Source organism: Shimia aestuarii (genome assembly GCF_900114635.1).
Classification (GTDB): Bacteria; Pseudomonadota; Alphaproteobacteria; order Rhodobacterales; family Rhodobacteraceae; genus Shimia; species Shimia aestuarii.
Map to the genome: position 1 here is coordinate 202,041 of NZ_FOTQ01000002.1, position 16,617 is coordinate 218,657.

Consider the following 16,617-nt stretch of genomic DNA (forward strand, 5'->3'; position numbering starts at 1 on the left):
CCATAGACATTTCGCCCGACAAGTAAAGAAATCTTTTATTTCAAAGGGTTACAGGAATACCATTGCATACCAAGCCAGTGCAACCCCTTCATTCAACGGCCAAAATCGTCCCCTGCGCCGCCGCACACAGCTTTTCGCCCTCTTCCGTCACGGCATAGACATCGCAGCGGCACACCGCCTGCCGCTTGCCATGGGACAGCACTTCGGCCCGCGCCACCAACGCCTCCCCCATCGCCGGGCGCACGTAGTTCACCTTGATTTCCTGCGTCAGCACATTGCCCAGAACCGATCCCCCGGCATAGGTCATGGCATTGTCCGCAAGATAGGCCAGCACACCACCATGCGCGAACCCGTGCTGCTGTTTCAGGGTGTCCGCCAACGCCACGCGCAACTCCGCCCGCCCCGGCTCAAACGCGATCAACTCCGCCCCCAACAACTGGCTGAACGGCTGCGATTTCAGGATCTCGCGCCCAAACTCCAGAATATCCATACCCGTCCTCCCTGTTTCGCTGAACACAAACCATCACCCGCGCGCGCCCCTGTCAAAACCGACGTCGCGGCAGCCACATCGCCCCACCTGCAACCGGCCCTCCTTCTTCCTTTTGCCAGAAATATCCTGGGGGAGTCGCAGCATTGCTGCGGCGGGGGCAACGCCCCCACACCACGCAGCAAACAAGAAAGGCGCCCCAAAAAATCGGAGCGCCTTCCCAAAGTCTTGCTCTATGCCTCAGCGATCAGTCGATCATCGTCAGCAGCTTGTCGAGGCTGGCCTTCGCGTCACCATAGAACATGCGCGTGTTCTCCTTGAAGAACAGCGGGTTCTCGATACCCGAATAGCCGGTGCCCTGACCACGCTTGGACACGAAGACCTGCTTCGATTTCCAGCATTCCAGAACCGGCATCCCGGCGATCGGGCTGTTGGGGTCTTCCTGCGCGGCGGGGTTCACGATGTCGTTCGACCCGATCACGATGGAAACGTCGGTTTCCGGGAAGTCCTCGTTGATCTCGTCCATTTCCAGAACGATGTCATACGGCACCTTGGCTTCGGCCAGAAGCACGTTCATGTGCCCCGGCAGACGACCCGCAACCGGGTGGATTGCGAAACGCACGGTCTTGCCCTTGGCGCGCAGGCGACGGGTCAGTTCCGCGACGTTCTGCTGTGCCTGTGCCACGGCCATGCCATAGCCCGGAATGATGATGACGCTGTCGGCTTCTTCCAGCGCGGCGGCCACACCGTCGGCCTCGATGGCGATCTGTTCACCCTCGACTTCCATCTGCGGCCCGGCTGCACCGCCGAAACCACCCAGGATCACCGATACGAAGGACCGGTTCATCGCCTTACACATGATGTAGGACAGGATCGCACCCGACGAACCCACCAGCGCACCAACCACAATCAGGAGGTCGTTGCCCAAGCTAAAGCCGATCGCGGCCGCGGCCCAACCCGAATACGAGTTCAGCATCGACACAACCACCGGCATGTCAGCCCCACCGATGCCCATGATCAGGTGGTACCCGATGAACAGCGCAGCAATGGTCAGGATCAAGAGCGGGAAGAAGCCGCCCGAGTTCAGGTACCAGATCAGGCAGACCAGCGAGATCAGCGCGGCACCCGCGTTCAGAGCATGCCCACCGGGCAGCTTGACCGCGTTCGAGGTGACCTTGCCCGAAAGCTTGCCATAGGCAATCACCGACCCGGTAAAGGTCACGGCACCGATCCAGATCCCAAGGCTGGCTTCAACACGCAGGATGTTGATTTCCACGCCATCCTTCTTGGCCAGCAACGCAGCAAAGCCCTCAAGGGTTTTCTTGGCCGCGTCGTCCATGGCCATGACATTGCCCAGTTCGAAATGGGCGATATAGCCCACGAACACGGCGGCCAGACCCACGAGGGCGTGCATCCCTGCCACCAGTTCCGGCATCTGGGTCATCTCGACCTTGCTGGCCAGCATGTAGCCGATGACACCGCCACAGGCGATCAGGATGATCGACAGCCACCACAGGCCCGCACCGGGGCCGATGAGCGTGGCAAACACCGCCAGCGCCATGCCGACAATACCGTACCACACGGCGCGTTTCGCGCTTTCCTGCCCCGAAAGACCGCCCAGCGAGAGGATGAAAAGAACAGCTGCTACAACGTAGGCTGCGGTCGTAAATCCGAATTCCATGATCCCGACCTCCTTAAGATTTCTGGAACATGGCGAGCATGCGCCGTGTCACGAGGAAGCCGCCGAAGATGTTGATCCCGGCCATGAAGACCGAAAGCGCGGCGAGCAGGATCACCAGGAAAGACCCGGACCCGATCTGCATGAGGGCGCCCAGGATGATGATCGACGAAATGGCGTTGGTCACGGCCATCAGCGGTGTGTGCAGGCTGTGCGACACGTTCCAGATCACCTGGAAGCCGACGAAGACGGCGAGCACGAACACGATGAAGTGCTGCATGAAGCTTGCCGGGGCCACGAGGCCCACACCCAGCAGAAGCGCGCCGCCCACGGCCAGCAGGGTCACCTGCTGCTTGGTCTGCGCCTTGAACGCGGCCACTTCGGCGGCCCGTTTCTCTTCCGGGGTCAGTTCCTTGACCTCGGGCTTCTTCTGCGCCGCGATTGCCTGCACTTTCGGCGGCGGCGGCGGGAAGGTGATGTCACCTTCGAAGGTCACGGTCGCGCCACGGATCACGTCGTCTTCCATGTCATGGTTGATCTGACCGTCCTTCTCGGGGGTCAGGTCGGCCATCATGTGACGGATGTTGGTGGCATAAAGGCTCGACGACTGCGCCGCCATCCGGCTCGGGAAGTCGGTGTACCCGATGATGGTCACGCCATTCTCGGTCACGATCTTCTCGTCGGCCACGGTCAGCTTGCAGTTGCCGCCCTTTTCGGCGGCAAGGTCAACGATCACCGAACCCGGCTTCATCGCGTCGACCATGTCCTTGGTCCACAGCTCCGGCGCTTCGCGGTTCGGGATCAACGCGGTGGTGATCACGATGTCTACTTCCGGCGCCAGTTCACGGAACTTGGCCAGCTGCGCGTTGCGGAACTCTTCGGACTGCACCGAGGCATAGCCGCCGGTGGCCGCGCCATCCTGCTGCTCTTCCTCGAAGTCGAGATAGACGAATTCGGCGCCCATCGATTCGACCTGTTCCGCCACTTCGGGGCGCACGTCGAACGCATAAGTGATCGCACCAAGCGAGGTCGACGTCCCGATCGCGGCCAGACCGGCCACACCGGCACCGACAACCAGCACCTTGGCCGGGGGAACCTTGCCCGCAGCCGTGATCTGCCCGGTGAAGAACCGGCCAAAGTTGTTGCCTGCCTCGATCACGGCGCGATAGCCCGCGATATTGGCCATCGACGACAGCGCGTCCATCTTCTGCGCACGGGAAATACGCGGCACCATTTCCATGGCGATCACGTTCGCGCCCTTGGCCTTGGCCGCTTCCATTCCCTCTTCATTGCCCGCAGGATTGAAGAATGAAATCAGCGTCTTGCCCTTGGTCAGACGCTTGAGCTCCGTTTCATTGGGCTGGCGCACCTTGGCAACGATGTCGCTCGCCTTCCAGAGCGCGGCAGCAGTCTTGATAATCTCGACGCCCGCTTCTTCATATGCCGCGTCGGAAAAACCCGCATTGGCCCCCGCGCCGCTTTCGATGGCGCATTCATATCCCAGTTTCTGGAGCTGAATTGCAGAGTCGGGCGTCATCGCCACCCGGTTTTCGCCTGCAAACACCTCCTTTGGTGTTCCGATCTTCACGTTTCAATTCCCCCTTCGGTGAAAGAGCAAGATTGTTGCGCGCAGCGAATGCTGCACTTGCATAATGTTTTAACGTGCCCATTTTTGCTGCACAAGCAAAGTGGACCATACCCCGTATTCTTACGCCGTAACGTCATACCCACCGCCGCACTTTCTGGCAGTAGCGTGCAAAGTCCGCACGGAATTTGCGCCGCAGTCGGTTTTCTTCGGGAATGATGAACCGCCGTTCGATCACCCAGACAAAGACCGGCACCAGAACCAGTGACAGAACCGCATCCCAGTACAGGATCAGCCCCATCAGGATCAGCGCATCCCCCACATAGATCGGATTGCGCGTCCGCGAGAAAATCCCGCTTTGCACCAACCGGTCTGCGTCCCTGTGTGGAATGATGGTGGTTTTCTGCCGCCGCATCTCGCTGGCCGCCAGCGCGATCAGGATCACACCGCCGCCCACCAGGATACCACCGACAAATTCTGCCCAGCGTCCTCCTAGGCTCAGCCCAAGCGAAAGTGCTTTGGCCTGCCACCAGGCCAGGGTCAGGAACAAGGCAAGCCAGACCGGCGGAATGTCCAACCAGCGCTTCATGTCATGCTCCACCCTGTATGCAGATGTATTCCATTTTGTCCGTGCCAATGGTGCGGTTCACAGGAACCGCCCATATTTTCGACACTTCGACAATCAAGAACATGCGACCGCTATGACGACCAATTGCCGCAATGGCAAGCTGTCATCACGCCGCACAACAAAAATCGTCAGGAATGTGCTATTCCCACTCCATTTCCTCGAACACGCGTCCCGCGTTCTTGGTGGCAAGCTCCTCGAACGTATCGAGATTGCGCCAGCGCTCCTGATCCACGTAATAGGCTCCGGCCAGGTCGCCCCCTTCTTCGATATGCGCGCCGATCGTTTCGCGCAGATCGACAAGATAGTCGCGCGTATAGCGGCGCACTTGGGCAAGGTTGGTCGGATGGCCATGGCCCGGGATCACGTAGGTCGGGGCCAATGGCTCCATCTTCTCGTCCCATGTCTCGATCCAGCAGCTTGTGCAGATGCCTTCAAAAATCGGCAACATCCGCTCGTGAAAGGCGATGTCCCCGGCGATCAGCATGCCCCATTGCGGCAGCCAGACCTGCGTATCACCCGGATCATGCGCCGGGCCCATATGCATCACCTCGATCTCCACCCCGCCAAGGCTCAGCTTGTATTCATCCTCGAACGACAGGTTCGGCGTCACGATGCGGGTGCCTTCGGCCTTGTCGCGGTTGTACCGCTGCATCCCCTGATAGATGAAATCCGCGTCTTCGCCGAAGGCCTCGATCGCATCCACATGAGCAAGGATATCCACTCCCTGATCCACCCAATAGCTGTTGCCCAGCATGGCATGCCCCTGCCCGTTCTCGTTGATCACCAGAACCACGGGCTGATCGGTCACGGTCTTGATCTCTTCATGCAGCGCTGCAGCAAGCCGCGCCGATGCGCCGCCATTGATCACAACGACCCCCTCATCGGTCACGATAAAGGACAGGTTGTTGTTGTGGCCGGAGTTTTCATAAGTCGGCGGGGCTGTGGCCCCGATCGCCGAGAACACGTGCGGAATCACTTCCACGGGTTTCGAATACAGCTCGGACTGTGGATACTGGTCGGCAATGTCTTCGCTCGCTGCGGCAGCACTGGCCAAAGTGCCCAACGCGGCGACGGCGCAAAAGCTGGTGAAACGGGTCATGAAATCTCCTCCGGCAATGACTTGCCATGGGTTGTAAGCAACAAATTCGCATTTGTGAATACTATTTACGACGCTACGGCGTTTTCCACTTCGCGCCTTGTCTACCTCCGCACGGGGCCTAATCTTGACCGCAACAGACAGGGAGAGAGACATGCATCTGAAAGGCAAACACGCGCTTGTCACCGGGGGTGGCACCGGCATCGGCCTCGCCATTGCGCGGTCGCTGGTCGAGGACGGCGCAGAAGTGACCATCACCGGACGCCGGGCCGAGGTCCTTGAGAAAGTCGCTGCCGAAACCCCCGGCCTGCATCCGCTGGTCATGGATGTGCGCGATGAAGACTCCATCGTTCAGGGTGTGGCGGATGCCGTGGCCGCCCGCGGGCCGATCCAGATCTGTATTGCGAATGCGGGCGTCGCCGAAGGCCGGGCGCTGCATAACACCGACATGGATTTCTGGAACAACATGATCGCCACCAACCTGACCGGGGCGTTCCTGACCATCCGGGAATCCTTCAACTCTATGTTCCAGACCGACTGGGGCCGCGTGATCATCATTTCATCCATCGCAGGCGTCCGAGGCCTCAAGGGCGGCATGGCCTATTCCGCGACCAAGCATGGCGTGATCGGCATGATGCGCGCCCTGTCCGAAGATTACCTTGGCACTCCCTTCACCTTCAACGCGATCTGCCCCGGATATGTCGAAACCGACATCATCACCCGCAACGTGGAGTCCATCAAGGATCGGGCCGGGGTGTCCGAAGAACAGGCGCTCAAGATCATGGTATCCGCAAACCGCCACAAGCGCCTGATTGCCCCGGAAGAGATCTCCAAGGCCGCCCGTTGGCTCTGCGGTCCCGGCTCGGGAAGTGTGAACGGACAGACCATCAAAATCGCTGGCGGCGACATCTGAAAATTTCCGCCCTTTTTTCACGAGCATTCCCTGCGCAGACAGTCTGCGCAGGGGAAAAGCGCGTTCAAACCCGGTTTCTGCGCTGCAGTACCGACGCAATACCGACGTAATACCGACGTGAAACCGACCCCGGTTTCCGCCCCGCACAAGGCGGTAGCGACGCGCACTGCATACCCGCTCCAATCCGCGTGATCGCCGCGCAAAACGGACAAGTCCTCGGGACGGCGCATTGTGGCAAAACCGGGGCGCCCCCCGGCACTACGCGCCTCCGCCCACAGTTTATCCAAACCAATTCAGCAACTTAAAAGGAATTCCGACACTTCCTTTTGTTTCCGCTCACGGATCAATTGCTTCAAAAACAACTCATTTCGCTCAAATTACAGCCCCAACCACCTGCGATTGTTTCCACGTGCAGCCCCCGGGCGAAGAATCCGGGCCGAGCAGGAGCAGAAAATGCCGTTAGGCTACTTGGTGCAATTGGGCGATTACTCCCTGGATATCAGCGATTCCATCGTTGATCCCAGGGTTAGATTCGACACGGATTCCTATTTGGGATCAGGCACTTGGGAGTGGTCTGGCAGTTGGGGAAACTCAACCTATATCAACGAGGTTGAACCGGGGGACTACTATCTCGCCACGGACGGAAACGTCTATTTTGTCCCGTCATACGGTCCCGTGGCACACCTCGACGCCGCGACAGTCAACAGCGCCCCAAGCTATGCAACATATGACGGCCTTGTCGAAGGCACCGGTGGCGACGACGTAATCGACGTCAGCTTCACCGACGCCAACGGCGACTCTGTTGATGGCGGTACCGGCACGGGCCCCTCCGGCTTGAACGACTCCGTTCAGGCCGGAACCGGAAACGACTCGATACAGTCCGGCCTTGGCGACGACACCATCGACGCAGGCGCGGACAATGACACCGTCGAAGCCGGTGCCGGAAACGACGTGATATATGGCGACGGGCTGGGTTCAGAAACCCTCGACTGGTCCGCGCAAGGCGCTGATGGAACTGATGTTTTTTCCGGGTTCACCCAAAACACCGGCGACATCGACGTCACCCTCTCCTTCTCGGATGACGGCAACAACGCGGCCACGGCCAACCTTGAAACCACGGACACGATCTATCGCGGCGCGGATGAGGATTTCGACCCGAATTCCTCGCTTCTGCTGTTTGGCAATGGCGACGGGAGCACCTCCACAACCACCTTCGACTTCGCCGCGGCGGCCGGAGCGACCGTCGAGGACGAAGTCCTCAACGTTGCCTTCCGCATCTCGGATATCGACTGGGGTTCCGGCAACCACCAGGACATGGTCACGATCAATGCCTACGACGCTGATGGCAACGCGGTCGAGGTCGTCATCACACCCGGCGCCAACGACACTGTCTCGGGCAACACCATTACCGCAGGAACCGCAGGAGAATCCGCCTCCGACGCCAGCGGCTCGGCCCTGATCGAAATCGCGGGCCCGGTCTCGCAGGTAGAAATCATCTATGCCAACGGGCTCGGTGGGACCCAGGGGATCTGGGTGTCCAACCTCGAGTTTCAGACCATGTCCACCACCGGTGGCAACGACAGCCTCGACGGTGGCGAGGGCGACGATGTGATCGTTGCCGGTGGTGGCGATGATACGATCATCGGTGGCGAAGGCGACGACCGGCTCATCGGCGGAACGGGCAACGACCTGATCTATGGAAACGGTGGGAATGACACGCTCGTGGGCGCCGCTGGGAACGACACGCTGGACGGCGGCGCTGACAACGACCTGCTGCGCGGTGGATCGGGAGAAGATATCCTCTTCGGAGGAACGGGTGCCGATACGTTGCTGGGCGGCAATGACAACGACACCCTTTACGTAGGCCAGGGTGATCAGGCAGACGGTGGTCAAGGCGACGATACTTTCATCATCACCGATACCGGGGACACCGGCGAAATCGTTATCGTTGGTGGCGAAGGCGGCGAGATCAACGGTGACACGCTCAACCTCAACGGCTTGGCGGATCGCTCGACGCTTGTGATCACCAATCCCGACGACAGCGCTGGCGGGCTGAGCGGCACGGTCGAATTGCTGGACGGCACGCTCGTTCGCTTTTTCGAAATTGAAAACATCATCTGCTTTACTCCGGGCACGCGCATTCTCACAGAACACGGCGAACGCAATGTCGAGACTCTGCGCGCGGGCGATCTAGTGATGACCAAGGATGAAGGGTTGCAACCCATTCGCTGGATCGGAAACCGGACCGTGCCTGCGGACGGAAAATTCGCCCCCGTCGCAGTCACGTCGGCCATGCTTCCCGATGCAAAGCGCACCCTGCTGGTCTCGCCTCAACACCGGTTCCTGATTAGCGGATGGCGGGCCGAGATGTTGTTCGGAGAAGCTGAGGTTCTGGTGTCAGCCACGCATATGGACGACGGGGAACGCGCCTTCCGCCTGCCGCGCAGCCATGTCACTTATGTTCACGTGATGCTGGATCGCCACCAGATCATCTATGCCGAAGGGGTCGAAACCGAAAGCTTCCACGCCGCGGACACCGGTGTCGCGGGGCTTGGCGAAGACGAGCGGGAAAGCATGTTCGAGACCTTCCCGCATCTGCGCCAAAACCTCGATGCCTACGGCCCAACTGTACGCCGTTGCCTCAAAAAACACGAAGCAGATGCCCTGTTGGCCTCAAACGGCGGCGTGGCGCCGCGTTTGCCTCGCCGCCGGGCCACGCCCCGGCGCGCGCCTGAACTTACGCTGATCTGAGAACGGGAACGGCCCGCCGTCCGTCGGCCCATGCCCGCACAGCCTCCCCAAACGCTTCGAACAGGGGACGCGAAACCGGATCGTTGGCCGCATCCCATTCGGGATGCCATTGCACGGACAGCGTGAAACCCGGCGCGCCATCAATGTAGGTCGCCTCTGGCGTTCCGTCCGGCGCGTGACCATCGACGACCACCCGCGCGCCCGCACGCTTGATCCCCTGCCCATGCAACGTATTGGTCATCACCGTACGCGCGCCCATCAGCCGGTGAAAAACCCCATTTTCACTGAATTCGACACGGTGGCGGAGCGCGAACTTTTCTTCGAGCGTCCCATCAGGCGGCATGCGGTGGTTATCCCGTCCCGGCAGGTCGCGGATCTCCGGATAAAGCGATCCGCCCATTGCCACGTTGACCTCCTGGAACCCTCGACAGATACCGAGAAACGGCTGACCGCTTTCGACGCAGGCACGCACCAACGGCAGCGTGATCGCATCGCGCGCCCGGTCAAAAGCGCCATGCGCTTCGGTGGCAGCTTCGCCATATTCCTCGGGGTGTACGTTGGGACGCCCGCCGGTCAGAAGAAATCCGTCACACCTTTCGATGAGTTCCGCCACCGAGACAAACCGAGGGTCCGCCGGGATCAGCAACGGCATACACCCGCTCACTCCCGAGACGGCCTCGGAGTTCATCGTGCCTCCGGCATGTGCCGGGTATTGGTCATTGATCAGGTACTGGTTTCCGATGATACCGACGACGGGGCGCGTCATTCAAAGTCTCTCGCTGGGTTTCCTTCCATCCCAGCATAGGCCCGCCCTACGCCAAGCTAAAGCCCAATTTCAGACAACCCCAACCAACCCGGCCGCTTCGATCCCGGCAAGCGCCGCCGCAGCGTCGTTTTCTGACGTATCGCCTGTTACGCCCACAGCCCCTATGATGGCACCCTTTTTGTCCTTGATCAGCACACCACCCGGGACCGGAACGATCTGACCGCCATAGACGCCGCTCAGGGCCGCGCCAAAATGAGGACGCTCTTTTGCGATCTCGCCGATCACCGAACTTGGCGCCCCGAACATGACGGCGCCATGGGCTTTGCCGTGGGCAATCTGAAAGCGGCCTGGCGAAGCCCCGTCTTCACGCTCAAACGCTTGAACGTGTCCACCAGCGTCGAGAACCACAACGGAGAGCGGCTTCAAATCCAGCTCCCGCCCTTTTTCGAGTGCCTTGCGAATGATCGTGCGCGCTTTTCTCAAGGAAATCGCCATCCGTTACCTCTTTCTTTTTCAAAAATACCCACGGGGGAGCGCGAGGGGGCCGTCTGCCCCCTCGCTTTCCCTTATCCGTGCAAAGACGCCTTCAATTCAAGACGCCGTGCATGCAAGACTGGTTCGGTATAGCCTGATGGCTGCATTCTTCCCTTGAATACAAGGTCACAAGCGGCCTGAAACGCCACTCCGTCAAAATCCGGGGCCATGGGGCGATAAAGCGGGTCGCCCGTGTTCTGACGATCCACCACGGCGGCCATTTTTTGCATGGCTTGCATAACCTGCGCCTCACTTACCACGCCATGATGCAGCCAGTTGGCCAGTGCTTGGCTAGAAATCCTGCACGTTGCGCGGTCTTCCATCAGTCCAACGTCATGGATATCCGGCACCTTGGAGCAACCTACACCCTGATCGATCCAGCGCACCACGTATCCCAAGATGCCCTGTGCGTTGTTCTCGATTTCCCGGGTGATCGCCTCGTCGCTCAGGTTTTCCCCAGCGAGCACAGGGATCGTGAGCAGATCGTCAAGGGTGCCGCGCGCACCGCCTGCCTTGATCTCGTTCTGGCGGGACAGAACATCGACCGAATGATAATGCGTTGCATGAAGCGTTGCGGCGGTAGGGGACGGCACCCATGCGGTGTTGGCGCCGGATTTGGGATGGCCGATCTTCTGTTCCAGCATCGCCGCCATCTTGTCCGGCATTGCCCACATGCCCTTGCCGATCTGCGCCTTGCCCTGCAGGCCGCAGGCCAGGCCGATATCCACGTTACGATCCTCGTAAGACAGTATCCACGGCGTCGTCTTCATGTCGCCCTTGCACAGGAATGGGCCAGCCTCCATTGACGTGTGGATCTCGTCGCCCGTGCGATCCAGGAAACCCGTGTTGATAAAGGCCACCCGTTCCTTTGCCGCCCGAATACACTCCTTCAGGTTGACGCTGGTGCGGCGTTCCTCATCCATGATACCCATTTTGACGGTGTTTCGCGGAAGACAGAGAATATCCTCGACACGGTCAAAGATTTCGACCGCAAAGGCCACCTCTTCCGGCCCGTGCATCTTGGGTTTCACGACATAGACCGACCCGGTAACAGAATTGCCGCCGTCGCGCTGCAGGTCATGCATCGCGATCAGCACTGTCACTAGGGCGTCCATCAACCCTTCCCCGATCTCGTTGCCATCCCTGTCAAGCACCGCCGGGTTCGTCATCAGGTGGCCGACATTGCGCACCAGCATGAGCGAGCGCCCTTTTAGCGTCGCCTCGTCACCACTCGGCAATTGATAGGACACGTCGTCGGCCAGCACCCTGTCAAAGACTTTACCGCCTTTCTCAACCTGCTCTTTCAGATCGCCCTTCATCAAACCCAGCCAGTTGGAATAGGCCAGCACCTTGTCCTCGGCGTCTACGCAAGCCACGGAATCTTCGCAGTCCATGATCGCCGTGAGTGCGCTTTCCAAAACGATGTCATTGATACCAGCGGCATCGCTGGCACCGATATTCCCTGACCCGTCGATTTCGAGAACAATGTGCAGGCCATGGTGCTTGAGCAGAATACGTGCGGGGGTTTCGGGGTTCCCCACGTATCCAGCGAAACATTCCGTCTCCTCAAGCGCGGGTGCAAGTTGGCCCCGCTCTACACTCAGAGATGTGACATCTGCCCAGGACCCTTTGGCCAGCGGAACGGCCTTGTCGAGGAAATCACGCCCCCATGCGATCACCCGCGCACCACGCGTGGGATCATACCCACCCCCAGTCGGCGCATCGCCAAGCGCGTCCGTACCGTAAAGTGCGTCATAAAGTGATCCCCATCGCGCGTTGGCCGCGTTGAGGGCAAAACGCGCATTGGTGATCGGTACCACGAGTTGCGGCCCCGGAATGGCGGCTATCTCGGGATCGACATTGGCGGTTTCAATCGCAAAGTCCCCGCCTTCAGCCACCAAATAGCCGATCTCTTCCAAATATGAGCGATACGCGGCCTCATCATGGTTCTGTCCCCTATGCGCAAGGTGCCAGGTGTCGAGCTTTTGTTGAAGCGCCTCGCGTTTTTCGAGAAGGGCGCGATTGCGCGGGCCAAGGTCATGTGCCAACGCACTCAGGCCGGACCAGAAGACTTCCGCCGCCACCCCCGTTCCCGGCAACGCTTGGTTTTCAACGAAATCCACCAGCTCGGACGCCACCTGAAGCCCATCTTTCTCGATCCGCACAGTCATCTCTCACCCTTCCTGTACACATATGTATGCGTTTCCAATTAGATCATGAGTTTCCTATAGGCAACAAAACTGGTTCGCTTTCTTGACCAAATACATCTTCTTGTTTTTCAAGAAACTGCGGATTCAGTTTCAGGATTTTCCGACTTGAGCCCGCCCCCCTTGCGGGTTGGTGGTGATGCGCTACACCTTGGGCAACAGGAAATCACAGGATACGCCCGATGCCCGACGCAAGCCCGCAGACGATCTACCTCAAGGACTACAAACCGTTTGGCTGGATCATCGACGATGTGCACCTTACCTTCCGCCTGCATCCGACAGCGACCCGCGTGATTTCGCGCATCCGCTTCCGCCCGGACCATGACGTGCATGACCGGCCCTTCTTTCTGCACGGCGAAGATCTGAAGACCATCTCGATCAGGGTCGATGGGCATGAACCCACGATCTATGAACAAAGCGGCGGGATCACCGTTGACGTGCCCGATGCACCGTTCAACTGGGAAGCGGAGGTTGAAATCAACCCGTCCGCGAATACCGCACTGGAAGGGCTCTACATGTCGAACGGCATGTATTGCACGCAATGCGAAGCCGAGGGGTTTCGCAAGATAACGTGGTATCCTGATCGCCCCGACGTGATGGCGAAATTCACCGTACGCATCGAAAGCGATGCCGAACATACGCCGGTCATGCTCTCCAACGGAAACGGGCTATATTATGAACAGGACAGCACGAAGACGCCCGCGCCGAACGTCACGATCTATCAGGATCCCTGGCCCAAGCCCGCCTACCTTTTTGCACTGGTTGCGGGTGATCTGGTCGCGCATGAGGACAGCTTCACCACCGTGTCAGGCAAGGAGGTGCATCTCGCCATATGGGTGCGCCCCGGTGACGAACACAAATGCGCCTTTGGAATGGAAGCGCTCAAGAAGTCGATGAAGTGGGACGAAGACGTTTACGGTCGTGAATACGACCTCGACGAGTTCAATATCGTCGCCGTCGATGACTTCAACATGGGCGCGATGGAAAACAAGGGATTGAACATCTTCAATTCTTCCTGCGTTCTGGCCAGCCCCGAAACCAGCACGGATGCCAATTTCGAGCGCATCGAAGCCATTATCGCACATGAGTATTTTCACAACTGGACCGGCAACCGCATCACCTGCAGGGACTGGTTTCAATTGTGCCTCAAGGAAGGGCTCACGGTTTTTCGCGATCAACAATTCACCGACGACATGCGCTCGGCCCCCGTAGCGCGTATCTCAAATGTCCTGGCGCTGCGCGCCCGCCAGTTTCCCGAGGATCAGGGGCCGCTTTCGCATCCGGTACGTCCGGAAAGCTTTCAGGAAATCAACAACTTCTACACAGCCACAGTGTACGAAAAGGGTTCCGAAGTGATCGGGATGTTGAAGACACTTGTCGGAGATGAAGCTTATGCAAAGGCGTTGAACCTCTATTTCGATCGGCATGACGGGGACGCGGCCACGATCGAAGACTGGCTCAAGGTTTTCGAGGACGCCACCGGTCGCGATCTCTCACAGTTCAAACGCTGGTACTCCCAGTCCGGCACCCCGCGTGTCACAGTGCGCGAGGAGTATGCACAAGACACGCTGACCCTGCACATCTCGCAGAGAACCGCACCCACACCGGGACAAGAGACCAAGGAACCACAGATTATCCCCATCGCGGTCGGACTGCTGAACCCGAATGGCGACGAAGTGCAGGAGACCACCGTTCTGGAACTCCGAGACTCTGAGCAGAGTTTTTCCTTCCCCGGTCACGCAAGCCGACCTGTGCCCTCCATTCTGCGCGGTTTCTCGGCGCCGGTCCTGCTGGACCAGGAGATTGACGCGGATCGGCGCGCGTTTCTTCTGGCGCATGACACCGATCCCTTCAATCGCTGGGAATCCGGTAGGATGCTGGCAAGGGAGTCGCTCTTGTCTAGCGTGAAAGAGGGCAGCGCGCCGAACGCCGCTTACCTTGACGGCCTGAAACTGGTGCTGCGCGATGACACGCTTGACCCGGCCTATCGCGCATTGATGCTGGGCCAGCCCTCGCAGTCTGAGCTTGCCGGATTGCTGCATGATGCCGGGCATGTCCCTGCCCCCGAGGCCATTCATGCAGCTTCCGAGGCCCTGCGGCAGGCCAAGGCCGATCACCTCTCAGATATCCTGCCTGGGCTCTACGCGGATCATCAGGTAGAGGAACCGTTTTCCGCAGAAGCCGGTCCGGCGGGGCAACGCGCCCTTGCCAACGCAGCTCTTGACCTCCTGACCCGTCTGGATGGCGGCGCCACGGCGGCCATGCAATACACCCGCGCGGACAACATGACCCAGCAGCTCGCCGCGTTGGGCGCGCTGCTCGATGCCGATCAAGGACAGGAGGCGCTGACCGCATTCTACGATCAATGGCGGGACGACCGTCTTGTCATCGACAAGTGGTTCAGCCTGCAAGTCTTGCATGCCAAACCCGGGGACGCCGCCGATGTTGCGCGCCGCCTGACCAACCATATGGATTTCGACTGGAAGAACCCCAACCGATTCCGCGCATTGCTGGGCGCCTTGCAGATGCACCATGCCGGTTTCCACCACGAAAGTGGCGCAGCTTATGAGCTGCTCGCAGATTGGCTGATACGGCTTGATCCGGTGAACCCGCAGACCACCGCGCGGATGAGCACGGCGTTCCAGACCTGGAAGCGGTACGATACGAAGCGTCAGGCCCTGATCGGCGCACAGCTTGACCGGATTTCAAAGCAACCGGAGCTGAGCCGAGACACTACCGAAATGATCACACGGATCAGAGGGGTGTAAGCATGCGCAAAGTCTGCCTAATTACGGGGGCCAGCGCCGGAATCGGCGCCGCCACAGCCCGTCTTGCCGCAGAGCGAGGATACGATCTGGCGCTGAACTATCGGAGCGACCGGGAAAGCGCGGAGCGGGTTGCCGCCGCTTGCCGAGAGCTTGGCGCAAGCGTAGTGCTTTGTCCGGGCGACGTGGCCAACCCCGAAGACATCGCAGCAATATACCGACAAGTCGACAAAAGCTTTGGACGGCTGGATGCGCTGGTCAACAACGCCGGAATCGTGGATCAGGCCGCGCGTGTAACGGAGATGAACCACGACCGCCTGCGCCGCATGTTCGACGTCAATGTCATCGGGGCGATCTTGGTTGCCAAGGAGGCTGTGCTTCGAATGCAGGCCCAAGGGACCGGCGGCGCCATCGTGAACCTGTCCTCGGTGGCCGCCCGATTGGGGTCGGCAAATCAATACGTCGACTATGCCGCTTCGAAGGCCGCCATCGACACCTTCACCAAGGGACTTGCCGAGGAGGTGGCCGCCGACAACATCCGCGTCACAGCCCTGCGCCCCGGACTGATCGAGACTGACATCCATGCCAAGGGCGGTCAACCGGATCGCGCCCAGCGGCTTTCCGGATCAGTTCCCATGCAACGCACCGGGTCACCCGAGGAGGTGGCCCGAGGTGTCTTGTTCTTGCTTTCAGAGGACGCCTCATACGTAACGGGAACCACGCTTGACGTGACCGGGGGGCGATAATGGCAGAGGCGCTAATCTATACCAATCACGGGCGCAACCCGCGCACATTCGGTGCGCTGGCCGTCGCGCTGTTGTTGCTGAGCGGCCTTTACGCAATTGGAACAATGACTTGGATACTTGTCCTATTGTTCATCTTTGCCGTTCCGGCCCTGTTCGACGTGTTGCTCAATCCTGTTTCCACGTTCGAGATGACCGACGACATCCTGCGTTGGAAAAGCCCCACCCAAACGGCCGAACTGGGTATCGACAAGATACTCCAGGCCCGTTTTGATACGCGGCTCGATGTTTCTGTCCGGGTCTCGCTCACTCTTGTTGACGGCAGCAAGCTGCGAATTCCTCAGGACGTCTTGCCCCCTCACAACCGTCTGGAGGCAGCATTCAAAGCGCGCGGCATCAAGGTCGAACGCCACCATTTTCGCGTGATCTGAAATTCTGCCTCATTCGAGGGCACGCTGACCGGA

At 59.6% G+C, this 16,617-nt stretch carries 13 protein-coding genes; 5 read left to right on the forward strand and 8 right to left on the reverse strand.

From position 1 onward, the window contains the following. Window positions 1–88: 88 nt before the first annotated feature. The 5 genes from BMZ35_RS08685 to BMZ35_RS08705 all read right to left on the reverse strand — a co-directional run bounded on the left by BMZ35_RS08685 (window position 89) and on the right by BMZ35_RS08705 (window position 5,477). Window positions 89–490, reverse strand: a complete 402-nt coding sequence (locus tag BMZ35_RS08685; RefSeq protein ID WP_093093025.1) for a PaaI family thioesterase — start codon at window positions 488–490, stop codon at window positions 89–91. Window positions 491–734: 244 nt separating this feature from the next. Continuing rightward, window positions 735–2,168 (reverse strand): NAD(P)(+) transhydrogenase (Re/Si-specific) subunit beta, encoded by a 1,434-nt coding sequence (locus tag BMZ35_RS08690; RefSeq protein WP_093093027.1) that lies wholly within the window; start codon window positions 2,166–2,168, stop codon window positions 735–737. 13 nt (window positions 2,169–2,181) lie between these two features. Beyond that, entirely contained in the window at window positions 2,182–3,753 is a 1,572-nt protein-coding gene (locus BMZ35_RS08695) for a Re/Si-specific NAD(P)(+) transhydrogenase subunit alpha (RefSeq protein WP_093093029.1), read from the reverse strand. Window positions 3,754–3,886: 133 nt separating this feature from the next. After that, entirely contained in the window at window positions 3,887–4,339 is a 453-nt protein-coding gene (locus BMZ35_RS08700) for a methyltransferase family protein (protein WP_093093031.1), read from the reverse strand. Between the two features lie 178 nt (window positions 4,340–4,517). Then, window positions 4,518–5,477: an MBL fold metallo-hydrolase gene (locus tag BMZ35_RS08705; protein ID WP_093093033.1), complete on the reverse strand. Its 960-nt coding sequence runs from the start codon at window positions 5,475–5,477 to the stop codon at window positions 4,518–4,520. Window positions 5,478–5,628: 151 nt separating this feature from the next. On the opposite strand from BMZ35_RS08705, the gene BMZ35_RS08710 reads away from it, so the two are divergent. Both BMZ35_RS08710 and BMZ35_RS08715 read left to right on the forward strand, forming a co-directional pair. Continuing rightward, a complete protein-coding gene (locus BMZ35_RS08710) occupies window positions 5,629–6,387 on the forward strand; it encodes an SDR family NAD(P)-dependent oxidoreductase (protein WP_093093035.1) in 759 nt (252 codons plus the stop codon). Window positions 6,388–6,840: 453 nt separating this feature from the next. Further along, window positions 6,841–9,138, forward strand: a complete 2,298-nt coding sequence (locus BMZ35_RS08715) for a Hint domain-containing protein (protein ID WP_110680246.1) — start codon at window positions 6,841–6,843, stop codon at window positions 9,136–9,138. Here BMZ35_RS08715 and BMZ35_RS08720 read toward each other — a convergent pair. The 3 genes from BMZ35_RS08720 to BMZ35_RS08730 all read right to left on the reverse strand — a co-directional run bounded on the left by BMZ35_RS08720 (window position 9,125) and on the right by BMZ35_RS08730 (window position 12,609). Then, window positions 9,125–9,904: a gamma-glutamyl-gamma-aminobutyrate hydrolase family protein gene (locus BMZ35_RS08720; RefSeq protein WP_093093039.1), complete on the reverse strand. Its 780-nt coding sequence runs from the start codon at window positions 9,902–9,904 to the stop codon at window positions 9,125–9,127. The two genes, BMZ35_RS08715 and BMZ35_RS08720, sit on opposite strands and share 14 nt — an antisense overlap. A 69-nt stretch (window positions 9,905–9,973) precedes the next feature. After that, entirely contained in the window at window positions 9,974–10,399 is a 426-nt protein-coding gene (locus BMZ35_RS08725; RefSeq protein WP_093093041.1) for a GlcG/HbpS family heme-binding protein, read from the reverse strand. 71 nt (window positions 10,400–10,470) lie between these two features. After that, on the reverse strand, window positions 10,471–12,609 hold the full coding sequence (locus BMZ35_RS08730) for a malate synthase G (RefSeq protein ID WP_093093043.1): 2,139 nt from the start codon (window positions 12,607–12,609) through the stop codon (window positions 10,471–10,473). Between the two features lie 218 nt (window positions 12,610–12,827). Here BMZ35_RS08730 and pepN point away from each other — a divergent pair, with 218 nt between their 5' ends. The 3 genes from pepN to BMZ35_RS08745 are packed head-to-tail and all read left to right on the forward strand — an operon-like array spanning window position 12,828 to window position 16,584. Then, window positions 12,828–15,413, forward strand: a complete 2,586-nt coding sequence (gene pepN / locus BMZ35_RS08735) for an aminopeptidase N (protein WP_093093045.1) — start codon at window positions 12,828–12,830, stop codon at window positions 15,411–15,413. 2 nt (window positions 15,414–15,415) lie between these two features. Continuing rightward, window positions 15,416–16,156, forward strand: coding sequence for an SDR family oxidoreductase (locus BMZ35_RS08740; RefSeq protein ID WP_093093047.1), 741 nt, complete (start codon window positions 15,416–15,418; stop codon window positions 16,154–16,156). Next, a complete protein-coding gene (locus BMZ35_RS08745; protein WP_093093049.1) occupies window positions 16,156–16,584 on the forward strand; it encodes a hypothetical protein in 429 nt (142 codons plus the stop codon). The genes BMZ35_RS08740 and BMZ35_RS08745 overlap by 1 nt, the downstream gene beginning before the upstream one ends. Window positions 16,585–16,617: the final 33 nt, after the last annotated feature.